Annotated in this window: 23 protein-coding genes and 1 other RNA gene; 4 read left to right on the top strand and 20 right to left on the bottom strand. The window is 39.9% G+C overall.

The features are described from left to right. The first annotated feature begins 78 nt into the window (after positions 1-78). Both pyrB and KGMB01110_RS01125 read left to right on the top strand, forming a co-directional pair. Positions 79-1,002 carry an aspartate carbamoyltransferase gene (pyrB, locus tag KGMB01110_RS01120; protein WP_119297323.1) on the top strand — a complete coding sequence of 308 codons (924 nt, stop codon included), beginning with the start codon at positions 79-81 and terminating at the stop codon, positions 1,000-1,002. A 24-nt stretch (positions 1,003-1,026) separates the two neighbouring features. Then, positions 1,027-1,473 carry an aspartate carbamoyltransferase regulatory subunit gene (locus KGMB01110_RS01125; protein ID WP_117602047.1) on the top strand — a complete coding sequence of 149 codons (447 nt, stop codon included), beginning with the start codon at positions 1,027-1,029 and terminating at the stop codon, positions 1,471-1,473. 13 nt (positions 1,474-1,486) lie between these two features. Here the strand turns inward: KGMB01110_RS01125 and rnpB are convergent. From rnpB to KGMB01110_RS01215, 18 genes are all read right to left on the bottom strand, one after another. After that, an RNA gene (gene rnpB / locus KGMB01110_RS01130) (RNase P RNA component class A) lies at positions 1,487-1,848 on the bottom strand. A gap of 33 nt (positions 1,849-1,881) precedes the next feature. Next, entirely contained in the window at positions 1,882-2,361 is a 480-nt protein-coding gene (gene rnhA / locus KGMB01110_RS01135; protein ID WP_117602556.1) for a ribonuclease HI, read from the bottom strand. Continuing rightward, positions 2,361-3,044 (bottom strand): MBL fold metallo-hydrolase, encoded by a 684-nt coding sequence (locus KGMB01110_RS01140; protein WP_119297324.1) that lies wholly within the window; start codon positions 3,042-3,044, stop codon positions 2,361-2,363. Before KGMB01110_RS01140 ends, rnhA begins: the two co-directional genes overlap by 1 nt. After that, positions 3,045-3,878 carry a purine-nucleoside phosphorylase gene (locus KGMB01110_RS01145; RefSeq protein ID WP_117602045.1) on the bottom strand — a complete coding sequence of 278 codons (834 nt, stop codon included), beginning with the start codon at positions 3,876-3,878 and terminating at the stop codon, positions 3,045-3,047. It abuts the gene before it with no gap. A gap of 20 nt (positions 3,879-3,898) precedes the next feature. Then, entirely contained in the window at positions 3,899-5,182 is a 1,284-nt protein-coding gene (locus tag KGMB01110_RS01150; protein ID WP_119297325.1) for a dicarboxylate/amino acid:cation symporter, read from the bottom strand. Positions 5,183-5,185: 3 nt separating this feature from the next. Further along, a complete protein-coding gene (gene rfbD / locus KGMB01110_RS01155) occupies positions 5,186-6,031 on the bottom strand; it encodes a dTDP-4-dehydrorhamnose reductase (protein WP_117602043.1) in 846 nt (281 codons plus the stop codon). 272 nt (positions 6,032-6,303) lie between these two features. Further along, on the bottom strand, positions 6,304-6,945 hold the full coding sequence (locus KGMB01110_RS01160) for a potassium channel family protein (RefSeq protein ID WP_119297326.1): 642 nt from the start codon (positions 6,943-6,945) through the stop codon (positions 6,304-6,306). 16 nt (positions 6,946-6,961) lie between these two features. After that, positions 6,962-8,344: a TrkH family potassium uptake protein gene (locus tag KGMB01110_RS01165; RefSeq protein ID WP_119297327.1), complete on the bottom strand. Its 1,383-nt coding sequence runs from the start codon at positions 8,342-8,344 to the stop codon at positions 6,962-6,964. A 196-nt stretch (positions 8,345-8,540) separates the two neighbouring features. Beyond that, a complete protein-coding gene (locus tag KGMB01110_RS01170; RefSeq protein WP_117602040.1) occupies positions 8,541-9,653 on the bottom strand; it encodes a 5-methyltetrahydropteroyltriglutamate--homocysteine S-methyltransferase in 1,113 nt (370 codons plus the stop codon). Between the two features lie 232 nt (positions 9,654-9,885). Continuing rightward, positions 9,886-10,032, bottom strand: coding sequence for a helix-turn-helix domain-containing protein (locus KGMB01110_RS15780; protein ID WP_243112848.1), 147 nt, complete (start codon positions 10,030-10,032; stop codon positions 9,886-9,888). Next, on the bottom strand, positions 9,969-10,289 hold the full coding sequence (locus KGMB01110_RS15205) for a hypothetical protein (RefSeq protein WP_243112873.1): 321 nt from the start codon (positions 10,287-10,289) through the stop codon (positions 9,969-9,971). The genes KGMB01110_RS15780 and KGMB01110_RS15205 overlap by 64 nt, the downstream gene beginning before the upstream one ends. A 13-nt stretch (positions 10,290-10,302) precedes the next feature. Beyond that, entirely contained in the window at positions 10,303-10,809 is a 507-nt protein-coding gene (locus tag KGMB01110_RS01185; RefSeq protein ID WP_119297328.1) for a flavodoxin domain-containing protein, read from the bottom strand. Positions 10,810-11,462: 653 nt separating this feature from the next. Beyond that, on the bottom strand, positions 11,463-12,242 hold the full coding sequence (locus KGMB01110_RS01190) for a hypothetical protein (RefSeq protein WP_119297329.1): 780 nt from the start codon (positions 12,240-12,242) through the stop codon (positions 11,463-11,465). Positions 12,243-12,254: 12 nt separating this feature from the next. After that, positions 12,255-12,467 (bottom strand): hypothetical protein, encoded by a 213-nt coding sequence (locus KGMB01110_RS01195; RefSeq protein WP_119297330.1) that lies wholly within the window; start codon positions 12,465-12,467, stop codon positions 12,255-12,257. A gap of 94 nt (positions 12,468-12,561) precedes the next feature. Then, a complete protein-coding gene (locus tag KGMB01110_RS01200) occupies positions 12,562-13,809 on the bottom strand; it encodes a tyrosine-type recombinase/integrase (protein ID WP_119297331.1) in 1,248 nt (415 codons plus the stop codon). Between the two features lie 101 nt (positions 13,810-13,910). Continuing rightward, the gene (locus tag KGMB01110_RS01205; protein ID WP_119297332.1) at positions 13,911-14,093 is read right to left on the bottom strand and encodes an excisionase; all 183 of its coding nucleotides are present in this window, start codon (positions 14,091-14,093) and stop codon (positions 13,911-13,913) included. Positions 14,094-14,102: 9 nt separating this feature from the next. Further along, positions 14,103-14,624: a type II toxin-antitoxin system PemK/MazF family toxin gene (locus tag KGMB01110_RS01210; RefSeq protein ID WP_119297333.1), complete on the bottom strand. Its 522-nt coding sequence runs from the start codon at positions 14,622-14,624 to the stop codon at positions 14,103-14,105. A gap of 593 nt (positions 14,625-15,217) precedes the next feature. Then, positions 15,218-15,688 (bottom strand): RNA polymerase sigma factor, encoded by a 471-nt coding sequence (locus KGMB01110_RS01215; RefSeq protein WP_009243964.1) that lies wholly within the window; start codon positions 15,686-15,688, stop codon positions 15,218-15,220. A 469-nt stretch (positions 15,689-16,157) separates the two neighbouring features. Here KGMB01110_RS01215 and KGMB01110_RS01220 point away from each other — a divergent pair, with 469 nt between their 5' ends. Beyond that, a complete protein-coding gene (locus tag KGMB01110_RS01220) occupies positions 16,158-16,535 on the top strand; it encodes a helix-turn-helix domain-containing protein (protein WP_119297334.1) in 378 nt (125 codons plus the stop codon). A gap of 181 nt (positions 16,536-16,716) precedes the next feature. Here the strand turns inward: KGMB01110_RS01220 and KGMB01110_RS01225 are convergent, their stop codons facing one another. Together KGMB01110_RS01225 and KGMB01110_RS01230 are read right to left on the bottom strand one after the other, a co-directional pair. After that, on the bottom strand, positions 16,717-17,058 hold the full coding sequence (locus KGMB01110_RS01225; RefSeq protein ID WP_117889233.1) for a hypothetical protein: 342 nt from the start codon (positions 17,056-17,058) through the stop codon (positions 16,717-16,719). A 58-nt stretch (positions 17,059-17,116) separates the two neighbouring features. Continuing rightward, positions 17,117-17,539 carry a winged helix-turn-helix domain-containing protein gene (locus KGMB01110_RS01230; RefSeq protein ID WP_119297335.1) on the bottom strand — a complete coding sequence of 141 codons (423 nt, stop codon included), beginning with the start codon at positions 17,537-17,539 and terminating at the stop codon, positions 17,117-17,119. Positions 17,540-17,701: 162 nt separating this feature from the next. Here KGMB01110_RS01230 and KGMB01110_RS01235 point away from each other — a divergent pair, with 162 nt between their 5' ends. Next, on the top strand, positions 17,702-18,070 hold the full coding sequence (locus KGMB01110_RS01235) for a BlaI/MecI/CopY family transcriptional regulator (RefSeq protein WP_117542454.1): 369 nt from the start codon (positions 17,702-17,704) through the stop codon (positions 18,068-18,070). Positions 18,071-18,084 lie beyond the last annotated feature (14 nt).

Genomic DNA, 18,084 nt, shown 5'->3' on the forward strand with positions numbered 1-18,084 from the left:
AAATATCCAGCGGATATTATATGATGTTCTAGGTATTTTGAATAAAAAAATGAAAAGTACAATACAAAGGAGGTTTTTATGAGACATTTAATGAGTCCTCTTGATTTTTCCGTTGAAGAACTGGACGAAATCATGGATCTGGCCAATGATATTGAAGCTAACCCCAAAAAATATGCACACGCCTGCGAGGGCAAGAAACTCGCGACATTGTTTTATGAGCCAAGTACACGTACCCGTTTAAGCCATGAAGCAGCAATGCTGAATCTTGGTGGTAGTGTCCTCGGCTTTTCTTCTGCCGATTCTAGCTCTGCTTCCAAAGGCGAAAGTGTTTCCGATACCATTCAGATGATTTCCTGCTATGCAGATATCTGTGCAATGCGACATCCAAAAGAAGGTGCACCGATGGTAGCCTGTGAGCATTCTTCCATTCCGATCATCAACGCAGGAGACGGTGGACATCAGCATCCGACCCAGACACTGACTGATCTTTTAACCATCCGTTCCATGAAAGGTCGTCTGGACAATCTGGTCATCGGTCTTTGCGGAGACTTAAAATTTGGTCGTACCGTTCACTCTCTGATCCATGCACTGGTTCGCTATGAAAATGTAAAATTTGTCTTAATCTCTCCGGAAGAATTAAGACTTCCAAGTTATATGCGTGAAGATGTGCTCGATAAGAAGCATGTACCATATAAAGAAGTAGTTCGTCTGGAAGATGCTCTTCCGGAACTGGATCTTCTTTACATGACCCGCGTTCAAAAAGAGCGTTTCTTCAATGAAGAAGATTATGTCCGCATGAAAGATTTCTATATTCTGGATAAAAAGAAAATGGCTCTGGCTCCGGATGATATGCTGGTCCTGCATCCGCTTCCGAGAGTAAATGAGATCTCTACCGAAGTAGACTCTGATCCCCGTGCCGCTTATTTCAAACAGGCTCAGTACGGTGTCTATGTCCGCGAGGCTCTGATCCTGACTTTACTTGGGATTCAGGTAGATCAGTAGATTCAAATGAAGGAGGAAAAACTTATGGTAAAACATACACTGAACGTCAGCAGTATTTCAGAAGGTTTTGTACTGGATCACATCGAAGCCGGAAAAAGCATGGAGATCTATAAATATCTGAATCTTGACAAACTGGACTGTTGTGTTGCAATCATCAAAAATGCACGAAGTGAAAAAATGGGCAGAAAAGATATCATGAAGATTGAGTGCCCGATTGATATCATCGATCTGGATATTTTAGGTTTTATTGATCACAACATCACCGTAAATATCATTCAGAACGATCACGTAGTAGAAAAGAAACTGCTTACACTTCCGAAGCAGATCAAAAATGTGATTCGCTGTAAGAATCCGCGTTGTATCACTTCCATCGAACAGGAACTGGATCATATCTTCGTTCTGACCGATGAAGAGAATCAGATCTATCGCTGCAAATACTGCGAAGAGAAATACAGCGACCATAATAAATAAAAAGAAAAAAGAAACGCGAAGCAAGACGATAAGCCGGGTTATGTCGTTGGACGGTCATCTGTCTAGGCCTGATGTTGCCATCAGGCTCCAGCGACCTACCTAAAGCGTGACGGGCCGCCACATCGCTTTGATCCGGTCTTGCTTCGGATGGGGTTTACATATGCCCCCGCTGTTACCAGTGAGGCGGTAGTCTCTTACACTGCCTTTCCACCCTTACGAGCCGGAGTAATTCACTCCGGCTCGCGGTTTATTTCTGTTGCACTAGCCTTGGAGTCGCCTCCACCGGACGTTATCCGGCATCCTGCCCTTTGAAGCCCGGACTTTCCTCGTCTGCTACCTTTCGGCACTTGCAGCCGCGACCGTCTGTCTTACTTTGCGTTTCAGTTTCAAATTATATTACAGATTATTCTATGTGTCAATTCCCAGATCTTTCAACCAGTTTCCGGAATCCGCTGCCGTTGTCGCCAGCTCGTCACACCGCTCATTCTGCGGATGTCCGTCATGGCCCTTCACCCAGTGGAACGTCACCTGATGGATCTCTTTCGCTTTCAGAAGCCGTTTCCACAGGTCGATATTCTTGACCGGTCCGCTCTTTCCCCGGTTCCAGTTCTTTTTGATCCATCCATCAATCCATTTCTGATTAAATGCATCCACCACATACTTGGAATCCGAAAAGAGATCCACCTGACAGGGACGGTTTAAAGCTTCCAGCCCCGCAATCACCGCCATCAATTCCATCCGGTTGTTGGTGGTTTTTTCATATCCCTGGGAAAGTTCCTTCGTATGCATCTCTCCTTTAGAATCCACATATTCCATTACGGTTCCGTATCCTCCCGGTCCGTCCGGATTACCTCTCGCTGCACCATCTGTATAGATCGTCACTTTCATCATATCGAAAACCGCTCTCCCTTCCAGTCAATTTCCGCAATTCTGTCGCGATAATCTTCTGTTTCTTTCTGCCGGATCAAGCAGTCGATCGTCTCGTATTTTCCCCAGAAATGCATGGGAAAGACCACCTTCGTATCCGTTTTCCGCATAAAATAATCAATCCCCCAGAAGTAGGCATCTTCCAGCCTCGGATCCACCGGAACAAAGGCTGCATCGATCTTACGTCCCTCCAGCTTGTCTACTTCTCTCTGATAATTTTGCTTCATCTCGTCATTATAAGTGGCACTTTCTTCTTCCCAGTGCCACCAGTTCAGATCTCCGGCATGATAAACGGTTTTTTCTCCACATTTCACCAGAAATGCAACTCCCTCATCCGTAGATTTCAGACAGGTAATCTCACATCCCGCAACCGTAACTTTCACATCAGAAGAAACCCAGATTACATCTGGCGCATCATATTTCTTCGGAATATCATCCGATAAGACAAAATATACTTCCTGATACTGTTCCCGCAACTGAAAGATCTTTTTCTGGAAATGATCCCCATGCACATGACTTGCAAACACGATCAACGGATGCTCCTTCGGAAATTCAGGAAGCTTTCCCAGATAATAATCAAATAACAAGGTACATTCAGGAAGTTCCACAGAAAATCCACTGTGCTCGATATACGTTACTACCATCTATTCTTCCTCTCCGATTTCCTCAATCAGCCTTGTAATCAACTGCTCAAACTCCGGTGCTTTTTTATCTGCGGTCTCCTGCACTTCTTCATGCGTCAGCTTATTACCGGAAATGCCGCTTGCCATGTTGGAAATAAAACTGATTCCGCAGACCTTCATACCTGCATGGTTTGCCGCGATCGCCTCGCAGGCGGTACTCATCCCCACAGTATCTGCCCCAAGGATTCCAAACATCCGGATCTCTGCCGGGCTTTCAAAATTCGGCCCGGAAGCCTGTACATAAACACCTTCCTGTAAAGAAATCTGCTCTTTTTTTGCTACGATCCGGATCTTTTCCTGAAGCTCCAGATCATAAATATAAGTCATGTCCGGGAATCGGACTCCCAGTTCTTCCACATTTGCTCCAACCAGCGGAGACGGTACAAAGCAGGAGATCTGATCTGTGATCATCATGAAATCTCCGGCCTGAAATTTGGGATTAATCCCTCCGGAAGCATTGGTCAGAATCAATATCTCTGCGCCCAGTTCTTTCATCAGTCTGGTCGGAAGCACCACGTCTTCCATAGAATATCCTTCATAAAAATGGACCCTTCCCTTCATGACAACCATCGGAACCTGTCCAATGTAGCCAAACAGAAATTTCCCATCGTGCCCTGCTACCGTTGAAACAGGGAACCCTGGGATATCCCGATAAGGGATTTCTGCCACGATCTTCATATTTCTGGCATAATTTCCAAGTCCAGATCCCAGGATCAGAGCTACTTTCGGTTCAAAATCCGTAACCTTCCGGCAGTACTCATATCCAGCACGAATTCTTTCATATGCTTTACTCATTGTCTCTGCTCCTGTCTTTCTCAGTCTTTGTTAAACACTTCCAAATCTAATGCATTATTCTGTTTCGCAACTATGGTGGTGCAGACTGCATCTCCGGTAATATTCACCGCAGTACGTACCATATCCAAAATACGGTCAATACCCATAATCAGTCCGATTGCTTCTACCGGAAGTCCTACGGAATTAAACACCATTGTCAGAGTAACCAGCCCCACACTCGGGACGCCGGCTGTACCGATGGATGCCAGAGTTGCGGTACCGATCACCGTAATGTAATCCATCATATCCAGATGAATTCCAAAAGCCTGCGCCGCAAACACAACTGCAACACCCTGCATGATAGAAGTTCCGTCCATATTGATAGTCGCACCAAGCGGAATCGTGAAAGAAGAAATCTTCTTGGATACTCCCACCTTTTTATCCAGTGTATCGATGGACAGCGGAATGGTCGCATTGGAAGTGGCTGTGGAAAATGCAAATGCCATAACCGGGAAAAATTTCTTCAGGAACCGAATCGGATTCAGTCCGGTAAAGATCTTTAACAGGATCTGGTAAACACCCAGACACTGCAATGCCAGTGCAAGCAACACTGCAATCATATATTTTGCCAGCGGTACCAACGCAGAAAATCCGATATTTGCAAAAGTTCTTGCCACCAGACAGAAGACTCCGACCGGTGCAATCGCCATGACCATCATGGTCATTTCCATCATAATATCGTTGAACTGGCTGATAAAATTGGCGACGGTTTCCGCACGGTCTCCGATCTTTGCCAAGATCAGTCCCACAATCAGGGCAAATACAATAATCTGCAGCATATTACCGCTTGCCAGAGAATTGATCGGATTGTCCGGAATTATATTCAGGATCGTAGAAATCAGAGAAGTACTCTCCATCGTCTCTACTGCATCCGCACTGGTTTTGATCTTACTCATATCCAGACCGATTCCCGGATTCAGAAGATTTCCTACACTCAATGCAACCGTAACTGCCAACGCAGTTGTCGTCAGATAAAAGATCAGGGTTCTCACACCTACTGCTCCTAACTTCTTGGTATCTCCGATGGACATACTTCCGCAGACGATGGAGCAGAATACCAGCGGAACAACCAGCATCTTCATCAGACGGATAAATCCCTGACCGATCACATAAAGGATTCCCTCAACAATGATATCCGTCTTAATATGACTGTCCGGTACTACATAGCACAGAAAGATTCCTAGGATCAGTCCCGCAAACAACCCGATAAATACCTGGGTCGTAAGTCCCAGTTTCTTCTTTTCTTTCTTTTGTTTCTTTTCCATTTGTTACTCCGCCCTTTCTTCCATATATTCTACCAGAGATTCTTGCCAGCTCGGCATCTCATAAACATCGATAATCCGAAGGATAAAATTATCCAGTGCCGCAAAAGCCGGTCTGGAAGAAGAAAGTTCAGACATTCTGGTCGGAACAGATTCCATTTTCATATCTTTGCCTGCCAGGCGTAAGATCTCTTTTGCGAATTCATACCGATTGCACACACCCTTACAAGTCGCATGATAGGTTCCATATTCATTGGTCTGAATCAGAAATAAAATCAGACGTGCCAGATCCTTTGCGCTGGTCGGAGAGGCAAACTGATCGGAAGCCACCGCCAGAGACTCTCTCTCATCTGCCAGCTCCAGAATCTTATTTACAAAGTTTTTTCCTTTTCCGTATACCCAGTTACTTCTCACGATAAAATGCTTTTCTGTAAATTCCTTGACGTACTCTTCTCCTGCTTTTTTGGATTTTCCGTACACCGTCTGAGGACGTGCTTCGTCAAATTCCGTATAAGCCACACCCCTCTGACCGTCAAACACATCATCAGTAGAAAGCTGTACCATTTTCGCTCCCACTTTTCTTGCCGCAATGCTTAAGTTTCTTGCCCCCAGTGCATTGATTCGATAAGCCTTTTCCGGCTCATCTTCACAGATCTGAATATCTGTAACAGCCGCACAGTTGATAATCACATCCGGTCGGTTCAGCGTTGCGAAATTCAGAACCTCATCGGTCCTGGTGATATCCAATTCCTGTAAATCGGTATTAAACACTTCCATTTCCAACGGATCCAGCGTGTCATTTAATGCCTGTCCCATCTGACCTGCCGATCCTGCAATCCAAATTTTTAACATGATATTCTCCTCCATACACAAAAGAAAAACGTTGATTCAACCCTTGAACCAACGTCTTTCAAGTTCTTATGTATTATACCAGTTTTTTCGAACCACTGTCAATCGTTTTCCCCGTATTCCGGATCTTCTTCCAACTCGAATATTGCCCATTTTTTATGGTTACTTTGTCATTTTCCGAATCGGATAAGGCATACATTTACACACTTCTCTCCAAGAAGTACTATTATTTCTCTGCTCATAAAAAATACCTTGCAAACCGTTAAAACTACTCTTTATATCTTCTGTAGCTCTTTATTCGCACCTATCAAGATCAAAATCATGTTTTCATTCAACTTTTCATCCGGATCAGGATTAACCTCCACCCGGCTGTTCTCCTTGAGCCCTACCACGCTCACTCCATATTCCTTACGTATATCCAGCTCTTTCAGACTCTTTCCAAGCCACTTTTTCGGAACCCTGGATTCTGCAATACTGTAATCCTGTGATAATGCGATCCAATCGGTAAAGTTTGCTTTCATCAGATTCCTTGCAAGCTTTATGCCCATTTCCTTCTCAGGAGAGATCACCGCATCTGCTCCGATCTTTTTCAGAATCTCCGCATGTCTTTCACTCTTGGCTTTTACCACTACATATGGGACCCCAATCTCCTTGCAGATGACCGTCGCCATAATACTCGATTCCAGATCTACAGACTCAGCAATTACTACACCGTCTAAGTTACGGGTTCCCAGAGATCTCAGGAAATCCGCATCACTGAAATCCGCCTGCATGGCATAAGATATCGAATCCGCAATATGTTCTACTCTGTCCATATCCTTATCTATCGCAATTACTTCACAGCCAAGGCTCTGCAATTCCATTGCAACACTTTCTCCAAACCTTCCTATTCCAAATACTGCATACTGTTTATTCATCTTTATCCTCCATATTTTATCCGATTATTATCCTCTCTGACGGAAGCGATCTCAACTTTTCTTTCAGCCTGACCCTCTCTGCAAATAAAAGTGCGATTGTCATCGGACCCACTCGCCCGATATACATCAAAATCATCAATACGATCTTACTGCCTGTATGCAGCCTGGTCGTAAGATCCGCTGTCAGTCCCACTGTACCAAGTGCTGACGCTGCCTCATACATAATCCTCTGGAAGGAAACGGCATCCGGTTCAATCACCGCAATCGTAATGGTTCCGGTGATGTATATACCAAGAGCCAGCATAATCGCAACGAAGCCAACGCGAAAATTCTCCTCATCAATCTTTCTTCCAAAGCATTCGATATCATGTCCGCCACGCAGCATCGTGAGAAGCGCCAGGAACAGCATCGCAAATGTCGTCGTCTTAAGCCCGCCTGCCGTTCCTCCCGGTGAACCTCCGATAAACATCAGAATCGTATGCAGAAATCCGGTTTCCTCATGCATACCTACCTGTGAGAATGTAAAAAAACCTGCTGTTCTTGTCGTGACTGACTGGAACGCAGACGCCAGAAACTTCTGTCCGATGCTTAAATTCCCAATTGTAGCCGGATTATTATATTCCAATATAAATGTCAGAATCGTTCCGGATAAGAAAAGTACCAGTGAAGTAACCAATGCAACCTTTGTATGAAGCCTCAGTCTGGTAAACCACCATTTTCGAGGTACTTCCTGTCGATAAATTCTTTTGCCATTGTCAATCACATCGTACCACACGGTAAATCCGATTCCACCAAGTGTGATCAGCAGCATGGTCGTAATATTAATCAACGGATTTGTCACATATTTTGCAAGACTGTCTTCTCCGAGAATATCAATTCCGGCATTGCAGAATGCAGATATAGAATGAAAGATGCCATACCAGATTCCTTTTAGCAGACCAAATTCCGGCACGAACTGAATTGCATACAATACCGCGCCCATACCTTCGACAACCAGCGTTCCCAGAAGTAACTTTCTGACCATTCTTACCAGTCCGCCAAGAGAATCCATATTATAGGTCTCCTGAATTACGATACGTTCTTTCAACGTAATCTTTCTGCGCATCAGCATAAAGAATGCCGTCACACAGGCAATGATTCCAAGACCTCCGATCTGGATCAGCAGGAGGAGCACCGCTTTCCCAACGATTGTAAACTGATACTTCGGAACGATTGTAACCAGTCCCGTCACGCAGACGGATGTTGTCGATGTGAATAGTGCATCCAGAAAACTGATTGGTTTTTCATTACAAACCGGCATCCACAAAAGCACAGCACCTGTCAAGATCACACCGAGGAATCCAAGTGCCAGAATCTGCATGGTATTCCATCTGATATTTTGTTTTTTCTCTTGTCTCATTTATTTTTCCTCTTTATAATCTGTATCCGTTTTTAAAAAAGAAGCATCTATGTCGATGCCCCTTTTTGTTAACTTTCTGCATTTCATTTACATTTTATCAGACAAAACTAAATTTTCAAGTACAATCGAAAAATTTTCTTCTTCCATCTTGGATATCGCTCGGTTTTTCAAAGATTCTGCGCGATTTCCCGAGCCATTATCTCCAGACTTCTTCTGCGATCTCTTTGACCAGTTTTAATTTAGCCCACTGTTCTTCTTCCGTCAATTTGTTTCCGATCTCACAGGATGCAAATCCACACTGAGGACTTAAGTACAGTCGATCTAGCGGAACATATTTTGCCGCTTCATGGATTCTTGCAATCACTTTTTCCTTATCTTCCAGCTTTGGTGTCTTGGTTGTGACAAGTCCAAGTACCACTTTCTTCTCTCCACTTACTTTTGCAAGCGGTGTAAAACCGCCGGATCTCTCATCATCATACTCCAGGTAATAGGCATTGACATTTTCTTCTCCAAAGAGCAGATCCGCCACGGAATCATAGGCTCCGGAGCTGAAGAAAGTGGAATGATAGTTCCCTCTGCACACATGGGTATTAATGACCAAATCTTCCGGTGCATTCTCTACAACTTTATTGTTCAATTCTAGCAGAAGCTTCTTATAATTTTCAAGTGTCTCTCCACTCCTTCCGGTCAGTGCCACTGCCATTTTTGCATCCACCATGCCTCCCCATACGCAATCATCAAACTGAAGATTTCTGCAACCTGCCGCATAAATTTCCTGTACGAATTCTCCGTATGCTTTGATCACATCCTCTGCAAACGCCTCTTCTGTTCCATAAATCTCCAACGTTGTCTGCAAAAGCTGTGCTCCTGTAAAATATGCATAGAACTGCCCCGGAGAAGGAATGGTCTGTTTTGCCACGGTATTTTCATCTTCCAGTGCTTTCACAAATTTAAAATGCTCTACAAACGGATGATGTTTCACAGAAATCTTTCCGGTCATATAAGTATCATCGATCATGGCTGCTTCCGCATCAAACGTGGTATTTCCCTCCACCGTCTTCTGATGTTCAACTCCTTCAAATCCCCACATAAAATCCAGATGCCAGGTGGATCTTCGGAATTCTCCGTCTGTAATCACATGGTAGCCTAATTCCTTAGTCTTCTTTACCAGATCCAAAATACATATATCTTCCACTTCGGTCAGTTGCGCTTTGTCGATTACTCCTGCTTCATACTTCTTTCTTGCCTCTTTTAACTTTTCCGGCCTCAAAAAACTTCCTACAAAATCATATCGAAATGGTGTGCTCATCTTTTTCCCTCCAAATTATTTTCATCATTTATTTCATGCTGTTATTATAATTTGGATCTTTCACTTTGTATAATATATATCTCAGAAGGTTCTCCATAGCTTTAAACTATGGCTATTACAAATCAACAGAATGATTCTTTATAAAGAATGTCGTCACGCAAACGGATGTTGTCGAATGGTTCCATAAAACTGATTCGCACTTTCCTGCGGCATCGAATAGTCATCTGCCTGCTCACTGTCCCTCTGTTCCATTCTCTTGACGATCTGATCGAATCTCTCTCTTATTCTGATAACGCCGATATAAAGCACCTTTTGTCATGCCAAGCTCTCCCGCAATCCGGCTGACCGATACAGTTTCATATCCATTTTGTGCAAACAAATGCAGCGAACTGTATAATTCTTGCAAGCTCCATAACCACAACTTTCAGCAACTGCCGCCTGAATGGTCTTATCCAATCCATCCCTGGCCGCTGCAAAGCAACAAATGACAAGACCATACATCAACAAAAACAAATTCCTACGTCCCCAGAAACTGATCGTGTTACGATTCCATACAGAATATCCAATAAATCCAACTAGAGCAATTACCATAATAGTCGTTACTGTAGTTACCATATTTCCAAAATAAAGTTTCATAACTTACCTCCGATCATCTTTTACCGTTGTACCAACTAATCACGCCCTGCAGGTTCTGTATCCTGACACGTTCGCCACCATGCAGCATCATATCCAGTATATCCTCCTCTTCCGGAGTTCGATCTGTTTTCTTCTCCAGAGCTTTTCCTGCTGTTTTTACCATAATGCTCATCATCATTTTGTACATTCCATGAAGTTTTTCTACATTAAAATTTCCCTGCAATGTAAATACAGGAATCTTTCCAGGAATACTGTTCTTTTCCCGTATTTCCTTTCGCTGTGTTCCCGTCTGTCCCATTCCAACTGCACATACTGCACAAATCTTATATTTTTTTCTTGCCAAGCCATAACCCTGTATCTTTCCTGCCATGATCCATCCAAGATAAATAATTTCAGTACCCGCTGGTAACTTATTTCCAGCTTCTTCTGTACTATACACAGAGACACTCAATTCATATCCTAATAATTTTGCATAATGTTCGGTACTTCCTGTATTTGATGTATAAACAACTGCTTCCATTTCAACTTTCCTCCATTCCCTTACTCAAATATTCGGTTAAATTATTTTTTGTAATAAAAAAAATAAGGATGCAGACACGAAAATCTACATCCTTATATTTCACGTTTCGTATTATATACATGTATAAGCCGATCTGTAAATCGCTAAAATTGCGTACTTTTCGCCAAAGGTAGTCGATTTTTATTTTACGCAATTCTCTACGCAAATTTGACTCAAAACCATACGATAAATTTAGATATTTTATGATATTTTAGGACACTTTACTCACATATATCTAACTTCGTAAAATTGTCGAGAACCGCGTAAACACGCTGTTTGTGGGCTTATAATGCTATAACTTCACCGACGAACTTATGCGTTCATCTGTTTTGCGACTTTTAGATTACATTCCAGCCTGATTTGTGAACTTTGTAATTACACTCCTGCCTGTATTGCTACCTATATATAATACAGCTATGTATTTATCACCACTTTCAAGGAATTTCTCTTTCTAGCTTATTGACGATTTCCGGTGTTCCCCAAATTTTTAAGTTGGGGAATATTTTTGAGCATTTGTTGCTTGATTTCAATTTCATTTTTTATCATTTGGGGAATCCTTTTTATAAAGTTGGGGAATATTTTCGTTCCCCAACTTCAATTCATAGCATCATTTTTCAATCTCTATTTCTAAAGAAATCCTCATATTCCTTTTTTACCCTTCTATTTTCAGGAAACATATCTCTTTCCACCAATAACTGTGACGCTCTCCAATCTTCTTCACTTCTCATAGATTCAAAACTTTTTCTAACTGCTTTAACATCTCTACCATGTATAAGACTGTTAACCAACATATCGTCCTGTCGTAAAGCACTTCTAGATAATAAATGCCAATATCCCATTGATATATTACTTGAAGCTGTTACTCTTTTTAATTTATATTTATTTTTCCCAGGCTTAAGCATTTTAAAATTAAATTCCTTTTGTAACAAGTCAACGTACTTTGTTCTCATTTCCTTTATACTATTATTTTTCCAAAATACTATATATATAATAGCATTTCCAAATCTTAGACACAATGTAGCCTCGGAACCAGAAATTATGACTCTATTATAATCTAACGGCAAATCATACATCATAGACAAGCCTAATGCTGTTCCAATAAGTCTAGGCTCCTCAACTATTTCTAAGGGTTTATATTCATAACATCGTTCTGGTAATGGTGTTGTATTGACATGTACACCCATAAAAACATTAAAAGCATCAGGCATTTCTTTATCTTCCAATATGCATTCAATATATTTCGTTATAAAAGAACAATCCATTTTTCGACTTCTCATATAGTTATATGTAATTTTTATTATCCACTTGACAAAAATACTATAATCTATTTCTTTTTCTATCTCTGAGTCTTTCAAATTATAATCTATTTCTTCTAAAAATTGTTCTTTTATCAATTTTCCACCATATTAATCTAACCCAGACAAAATGCCATTATTACATTCACTACATACATCTGCAATTGTTAAACCAAAATTATCTTTAAATGTTCTCTCCGGGGTGAACGAAACATCCTGTTCTGGAAAAAGCTCTAACAAAACCTGTGGGAAAATATGTTCTGCTGATCTTTTTCGATTTGAATCAAATTCTTTTTTGCAGTAGGCACATTCTTTCTTTTTCAAATAACGCCCTCTTTTCTCCAATATATTTTTTCTCTTATTATAACCATATTTTCTTTCTATTTCTAGTAAACTATACATATTTATAATTTTATAATCAGCAGTGACTCATAGCCGAAATTCTAGCTCTTCGAATTTCTTCATTATAATATTCTTCCGGTGTCTGCGTCTTCGCCACTCCAAATTTCTTAATTTCTTCTTCCATTATATTATCCAAGACATGTGTATAAATGTTTAATGTAATGCTGATACTCGAATGTCCCATCAACCTCTGGACAACCTTCGGTTCCATTTTCTTTTCAAAGCATCTTGTAGCAAAAGTATGCCGTAAACTATGTGGGTGAAAGTCCCTGATTTCTCTGGGTTCTCTATTTTCCTGTACTGCCAGAACTCCTTCTTTTTCGCTCATTCTTTTTAAAGCCTTTTTAATTTCTTTTTCTACAACATATCTGACACAAGGACTTCCCATACCTGTTGTAAAAACCAAATCTTTTAAATCATCCGTACTTCTCCAGCGACTGCCCAGTTCCTCTTTTAGCTTATTCTGTTTTTTCTTCTGAGCTTTTAATATTTCTTCCATTTCTCCTAAAAACGGAATCTCTCTGATTGAATTTACCGTTTTAGGAGTTACAAGCATCATTCTCTTTTCTCCATTATAATAACTACAACTCAAGGAACGTCTGACGTGAACTACTTTCTTTTTAAAATCTATATCGCTCCATTTCATTCCACCAAGTTCTCCAACTCGGACACCTGTCAGACACATGAAATAAAACATTTCTTTATACCAGCTATCCTCCATCTCACTCAGAAAATTGTCCTGTTCTTCCTGGGTTAATGCAATTTCTTCTTTTGATTGTTTAAATGTCCATGGTACTTCTACAATCAAACATGGATTTACTTTAATCAATTGGTTTCCTAATGCAAAATCTAAGCATTCTCTTAAACGCCCCAATGCTTCTCGCATTGCACTGTGCGATACCTGATTCTGTTCCATTGCATTTAATGCTCTCTGAACATCCAACGGTTTAATATCTTTCAACTTCATTGAACCAATATAAAAGCCAAATGTTCTTTTGAAATTATTTTTCATCGGTGCAATACTCGTTTCCTTCACCCGGTGTTGCTTTACCTCTGAAAACCATTCTTCAAACCACTCATTCAATGTGATTCTTGTTTTTCTATAATCCAATGTATCCCTGGCATTTTCTTTTGCCTTTTCAAATTCTTCCATCAGTTCATTTAGATCTGTTCCATATAAATTGATTCTAATTCCATTTACAACCGCTCTTGCTTCATATGAACCGTTCTTCTCTCTAACTCCTCTTGGTAATGCTTTTGCCATAATTATTTCCTCCTGAAAAAAATATTTATCTGTTGCTCCTTCAAATTACCATTCATAAACGTGCAAAACAAACATGCAAATTTTTATTTCGTATCCTTGACTTATTGTCTAACCTGTGCCAACAGCCATTTATCCAGTAAGAGCTTATGTGCATAATTGCGATTGCCAATTCTGACAACAAATATTTTTTCATTTTCCTTCATCAATTCTCTGGTTTTCGTCATCCCAAGATTCAAGTAAGCTGCCGTTTCTTCTACATTCAATAGTACCTTTTCTTGCTCCATATACTACCCTCACACTTTCTTCTTTCCTATATAATAGTCATATCCTTTTCTGACATTGCAAAACATACATGTATCCTTATATCGCTGTTCTGGATTCACTCGCCGGATATAATGTCCCGGCACATCATAAAAATTGCCTGCACATACTCTGCACAGGCTCACGACTAACGGTTTTTCAATTATCTTCGGTATCCCGGTACTTCTCCTGATTGCTTTATTGATTTTCTCCATTTCAGTGCGGTCTAAGGTACACACATAATTTTCCAACCGTCTTTTATCTAAAGTTCTAAGCTGCTCCAACAGCACTACAGAATCTTTTTCTAACCCTTCTATTTCCGGGACTGCAATGTGTGTCGGCAGTTTCATTTTTTCTTTACTAGTAATTGCTGCCACGATCACTGTCGGACTGTATTTATTTCCTATATTATTCTGAATCACCAGCACCGGACGATAACCGCCCTGTTCACTTCCAAATACAGGATCAAGGTCGGCGTGATAAATATCCCCACGCCTGACGTTTCTATCTTCCATCTTTGCTTTATCTCCTCTCGTCTTTCTAACTGTTGTTATCCCTAAATATGTAAAATACAAGCCTATTTGTCCCCGACGCCCCGACTTGTAATTGGGAAATCATCAGACGGCTGACTGCTAATCAGCTCCACAGGATTTTATCTAAAATAAATATATGGGATTAGGAGTTTTCCTCTCCAGGGATCTCCTGAAGCTGCCCTCACTTGTTGCGGCATCAAAGAAATATTTTGTATACACGACTTTATGACCGGACAGGAGTATCATTATGCCTGTTGTCTGTTATCGCCCTGCCAGAAGCAATCTGACAGTTATAACCAGATATTTTTCGCTCAACAGTCTGGGCAATATAAACTGAAACCAAAAGGAAGTATACGGGTGGGATTTCGCTGTCTTTACCCAATCCGTGTTATGGCGTATCTGTTAATGTGGCTTACGCTCATCACGATAACAACAGGAATGTGCCTGATGAATGTATATGAATTTGTCAAGGTTCGTCCCGCTCCCCAGTCTTTTCATAACAAAAGAAGAACCAGGTGGATCAGAATATTTCTCTTTCCACCTGTTTCCTCACTTAAACGCTATTTTTCAACCCACTATCTCAAAATCTTTTTCAAATTTCTGATTGCTGCTTTTACAGACTTTGCTACCATCTGAAAAGAGCAGCCTTCTTCCTGTGCAATCTGCTCATAATTCTTATCTTCAAAATAATACTTCATCAATCGTCTTCTCTGAATTTCCGACAACTGCTGGATTGCACTATGTAACCGTTCCGCTTCCAGTTTATTCAGAACAGTATCCTCTACACCTTCCTCTTTCTGAAATACCCGTTCATATAAACTGGAATCCCAGATTTCTGACTGTTCCAAATGCCTGTCCACAACATTCATATGCGACACATCCTGCAATTCAAACGTATTAAAAGCTTCATATACATTCTTTCCTATTTCCAAATCCTTGTACTCTTTTTCACCATTATGAAATGAAACATAATATTTTCCGTCCTTCTCATAGATTTCATATGGGTTGTATTTATCTTTTCTTCTTTTTGGCTGTCTGCCTTCCATGTCCTTTCCTCCGATCTGAATTTTTTTGAATTCAGATCAGTAGGCGGGGGCACGAATACGAACAATCGTCCTTATTTTGAATTGCTCATTCTCAATATTTAGGTAACAAAAAACGCCCTGACAGATTTCACTTCTATGGACGCATTTAATTCGATATTTTATTACCCTGGATTCATTATTGGCTCTTACCCTAGTTTCAATTCCAACATTTACTAATGAAATTGTTGAGATTTTTTTAATTGAATACCTTCTGTTGAACAGAATTTTTTAGCTGAACTCTTGCTAAGAACCATATTTTCTCCGGTTAGATTCCGGAAAAAAAATAAGCATACAAATACTGCTCTTTCGAAATCTGTTTTTTTTAACCGAAAGAGATTTGTATGCTTTCTCATTTATCGGGTAATACCCTGTGTTTTTTCTAATGTTACACCCTTTTCACTTTTCAAATTTAGGGTAATACACTAAATTTATGGAGGTATATAAACATGGATATTCCAAAACATTATTTGCCACTTTAGTAAAACAAGGGCGTATGGAAATGCATTTAACACAAGAAGCTCTTGCTGAAAAACTCGGAATATCGGCGGCTTATCTTGGAGACCTCGAACGCCATAAAGGCGGTCCCAGTCTGGAATTATTTTGTAAAACCATGCAGACTTTAAATATTTCTGCTGATGACTACGTTTATCCAAATCAGAATAAAAATAATTCTACATATGATCAGATTCTTCGGCTCTTAAATCAGTGCAATGATTATCAGTTACAGGTAATTCTTGCAACTACGACAGCTCTGCTAGATTCTAATCCTTTTATTTCTAACGTAGGCACTACTAATGATACAAAATAAAACTTGTAAAATACCGATAAATAGCTGATAATTACCGATATTTAAAATTAGTGGAATAAATACTATTACCATATGTTAAAAACAGTTATGCTATATCATTACAACTTGATATAACATAACTGTTTCTTCTTTACGAACATCCTTTTATCTATCAAATACTACATTTTCCTCCACGACACACTTAATTGCTTTTCATCTCACTAATTATTTTTTCCATATCCGTCGATTTTTTCAAGAGTCCTAAACCGGCCAATAACTGAATACAATCTACATATCCTTGACAATATGCCCTTTGTTCTGACACAAACGCTTCTTCTTCCAAAATTTCTCCATATTGCTTCAACTTCTCCCTGTCCTCATTATTTATATGATCGAGAAGTTTATTCACCTTTTCTTTTTCCATTTTCTTCTTCAACTGAATATTTGCAAGTTCTTGGAAATAGATATAACTTTCTCTGTTTATATTCTCACAACGCAACTGGTTCAAAAAAGAGGATATTTCATTCCAAATATCATTTTCCATAAAAATTTCTCCTGCTATTTTTGGTATCTTTACTTATTATGCCCAATTTTATATTCCATCATTTCATCAATTCACCATTAAATTTATATCCCATTCCCCATACATTTAAAATGTATCTTGGTTTTGCAGAATCTGGCTCAATCTTTTTTCTGATTCTCCGAATTATGCCCATAACATTATCTTCTGCCCCATAATATGGTTCTTTCCAGACTCGTGTATATATTTGTTCCTTCGAAAAAACTTGTCCTGGATTTCTTGCAAGCAAATATAAAATTTCAAATTCATAATTTGTTAATCTTACTTGCTCACCTTGGCATTCAACCGAACGATACACAGCGTTTATTTTTAAATCTTCATAATCAAGTACCTTTCCTCTTGAACCTTTCATATCTGTGCGACCTTTGTGATTAAGAAAATATAATAATTCATTCAATTCGTCTTCTTCATCATCGGTAAATGTTACAACCACTACCTTCCTCATCTATCAATAAAACCTCTCACTTTTTAAATCTTACATTTGTAATCTTTTCTTTATTATTACATTTGTAAGATTTAAAGTCAAGCTTTTTCATTCCATTGACAGATCAGACATTTTCAATATATAATATTTTTATTACAAGCGTAAGATTTGGAGGGATATCACATGAGCAATTTGCCTCAAATTACAGAAGCTGAATTTGAAGTTATGAAAATCGTTTGGAAATACGCGCCAATCAGCACAAATGAAATTACTGAAAAATTAACACAAACTTCCAGTTGGAGTCCTAAAACAATTCAGACATTGATCAAACGTCTCGTTTCTAAAAAGGCTTTAACTTATGAAAAACAAAGCCGGGTTTTCGTCTATACTCCATTAGTCAAAGAAGAGGAATATATTCGGCAGGAAAGTAATTCTTTTTTAAAACGATACTATAATGGTAATATCACTTCTATGCTTGCCTCTTACATTGAGGACGATAAATTATCTGAAGAAGACATTACTGCCTTACGGAATCTTCTTTCCAATCATTAAACATGGGAGGAGCA

This window comes from Mediterraneibacter butyricigenes (assembly GCF_003574295.1).
Lineage (GTDB): Bacteria > Bacillota > Clostridia > Lachnospirales > Lachnospiraceae > Mediterraneibacter_A > Mediterraneibacter_A butyricigenes.

What these genes read in the sequence shown, in the direction of transcription:
- pyrB (WP_119297323.1), top strand. Translation starts at nt 79, where the DNA reads ATGAGACATTTAATGAGTCCTCTTGATTTTTCCGTTGAAGAACTGGAC.
- KGMB01110_RS01125 (WP_117602047.1), top strand. Translation starts at nt 1,027, where the DNA reads ATGGTAAAACATACACTGAACGTCAGCAGTATTTCAGAAGGTTTTGTA.
- rnhA (WP_117602556.1), bottom strand. Translation starts at nt 2,361, where the DNA reads ATGAAAGTGACGATCTATACAGATGGTGCAGCGAGAGGTAATCCGGAC.
- KGMB01110_RS01140 (WP_119297324.1), bottom strand. Translation starts at nt 3,044, where the DNA reads ATGGTAGTAACGTATATCGAGCACAGTGGATTTTCTGTGGAACTTCCT.
- KGMB01110_RS01145 (WP_117602045.1), bottom strand. Translation starts at nt 3,878, where the DNA reads ATGAGTAAAGCATATGAAAGAATTCGTGCTGGATATGAGTACTGCCGG.
- KGMB01110_RS01150 (WP_119297325.1), bottom strand. Translation starts at nt 5,182, where the DNA reads ATGGAAAAGAAACAAAAGAAAGAAAAGAAGAAACTGGGACTTACGACC.
- rfbD (WP_117602043.1), bottom strand. Translation starts at nt 6,031, where the DNA reads ATGTTAAAAATTTGGATTGCAGGATCGGCAGGTCAGATGGGACAGGCA.
- KGMB01110_RS01160 (WP_119297326.1), bottom strand. Translation starts at nt 6,945, where the DNA reads ATGAATAAACAGTATGCAGTATTTGGAATAGGAAGGTTTGGAGAAAGT.
- KGMB01110_RS01165 (WP_119297327.1), bottom strand. Translation starts at nt 8,344, where the DNA reads ATGAGACAAGAGAAAAAACAAAATATCAGATGGAATACCATGCAGATT.
- KGMB01110_RS01170 (WP_117602040.1), bottom strand. Translation starts at nt 9,653, where the DNA reads ATGAGCACACCATTTCGATATGATTTTGTAGGAAGTTTTTTGAGGCCG.
- KGMB01110_RS15205 (WP_243112873.1), bottom strand. Translation starts at nt 10,289, where the DNA reads ATGAAACTTTATTTTGGAAATATGGTAACTACAGTAACGACTATTATG.
- KGMB01110_RS01185 (WP_119297328.1), bottom strand. Translation starts at nt 10,809, where the DNA reads ATGGAAGCAGTTGTTTATACATCAAATACAGGAAGTACCGAACATTAT.
- KGMB01110_RS01200 (WP_119297331.1), bottom strand. Translation starts at nt 13,809, where the DNA reads ATGGCAAAAGCATTACCAAGAGGAGTTAGAGAGAAGAACGGTTCATAT.
- KGMB01110_RS01205 (WP_119297332.1), bottom strand. Translation starts at nt 14,093, where the DNA reads ATGGAGCAAGAAAAGGTACTATTGAATGTAGAAGAAACGGCAGCTTAC.
- KGMB01110_RS01210 (WP_119297333.1), bottom strand. Translation starts at nt 14,624, where the DNA reads ATGGAAGATAGAAACGTCAGGCGTGGGGATATTTATCACGCCGACCTT.
- KGMB01110_RS01215 (WP_009243964.1), bottom strand. Translation starts at nt 15,688, where the DNA reads ATGGAAGGCAGACAGCCAAAAAGAAGAAAAGATAAATACAACCCATAT.
- KGMB01110_RS01220 (WP_119297334.1), top strand. Translation starts at nt 16,158, where the DNA reads ATGGAGGTATATAAACATGGATATTCCAAAACATTATTTGCCACTTTA.
- KGMB01110_RS01225 (WP_117889233.1), bottom strand. Translation starts at nt 17,058, where the DNA reads ATGGAAAATGATATTTGGAATGAAATATCCTCTTTTTTGAACCAGTTG.
- KGMB01110_RS01230 (WP_119297335.1), bottom strand. Translation starts at nt 17,539, where the DNA reads ATGAGGAAGGTAGTGGTTGTAACATTTACCGATGATGAAGAAGACGAA.
- KGMB01110_RS01235 (WP_117542454.1), top strand. Translation starts at nt 17,702, where the DNA reads ATGAGCAATTTGCCTCAAATTACAGAAGCTGAATTTGAAGTTATGAAA.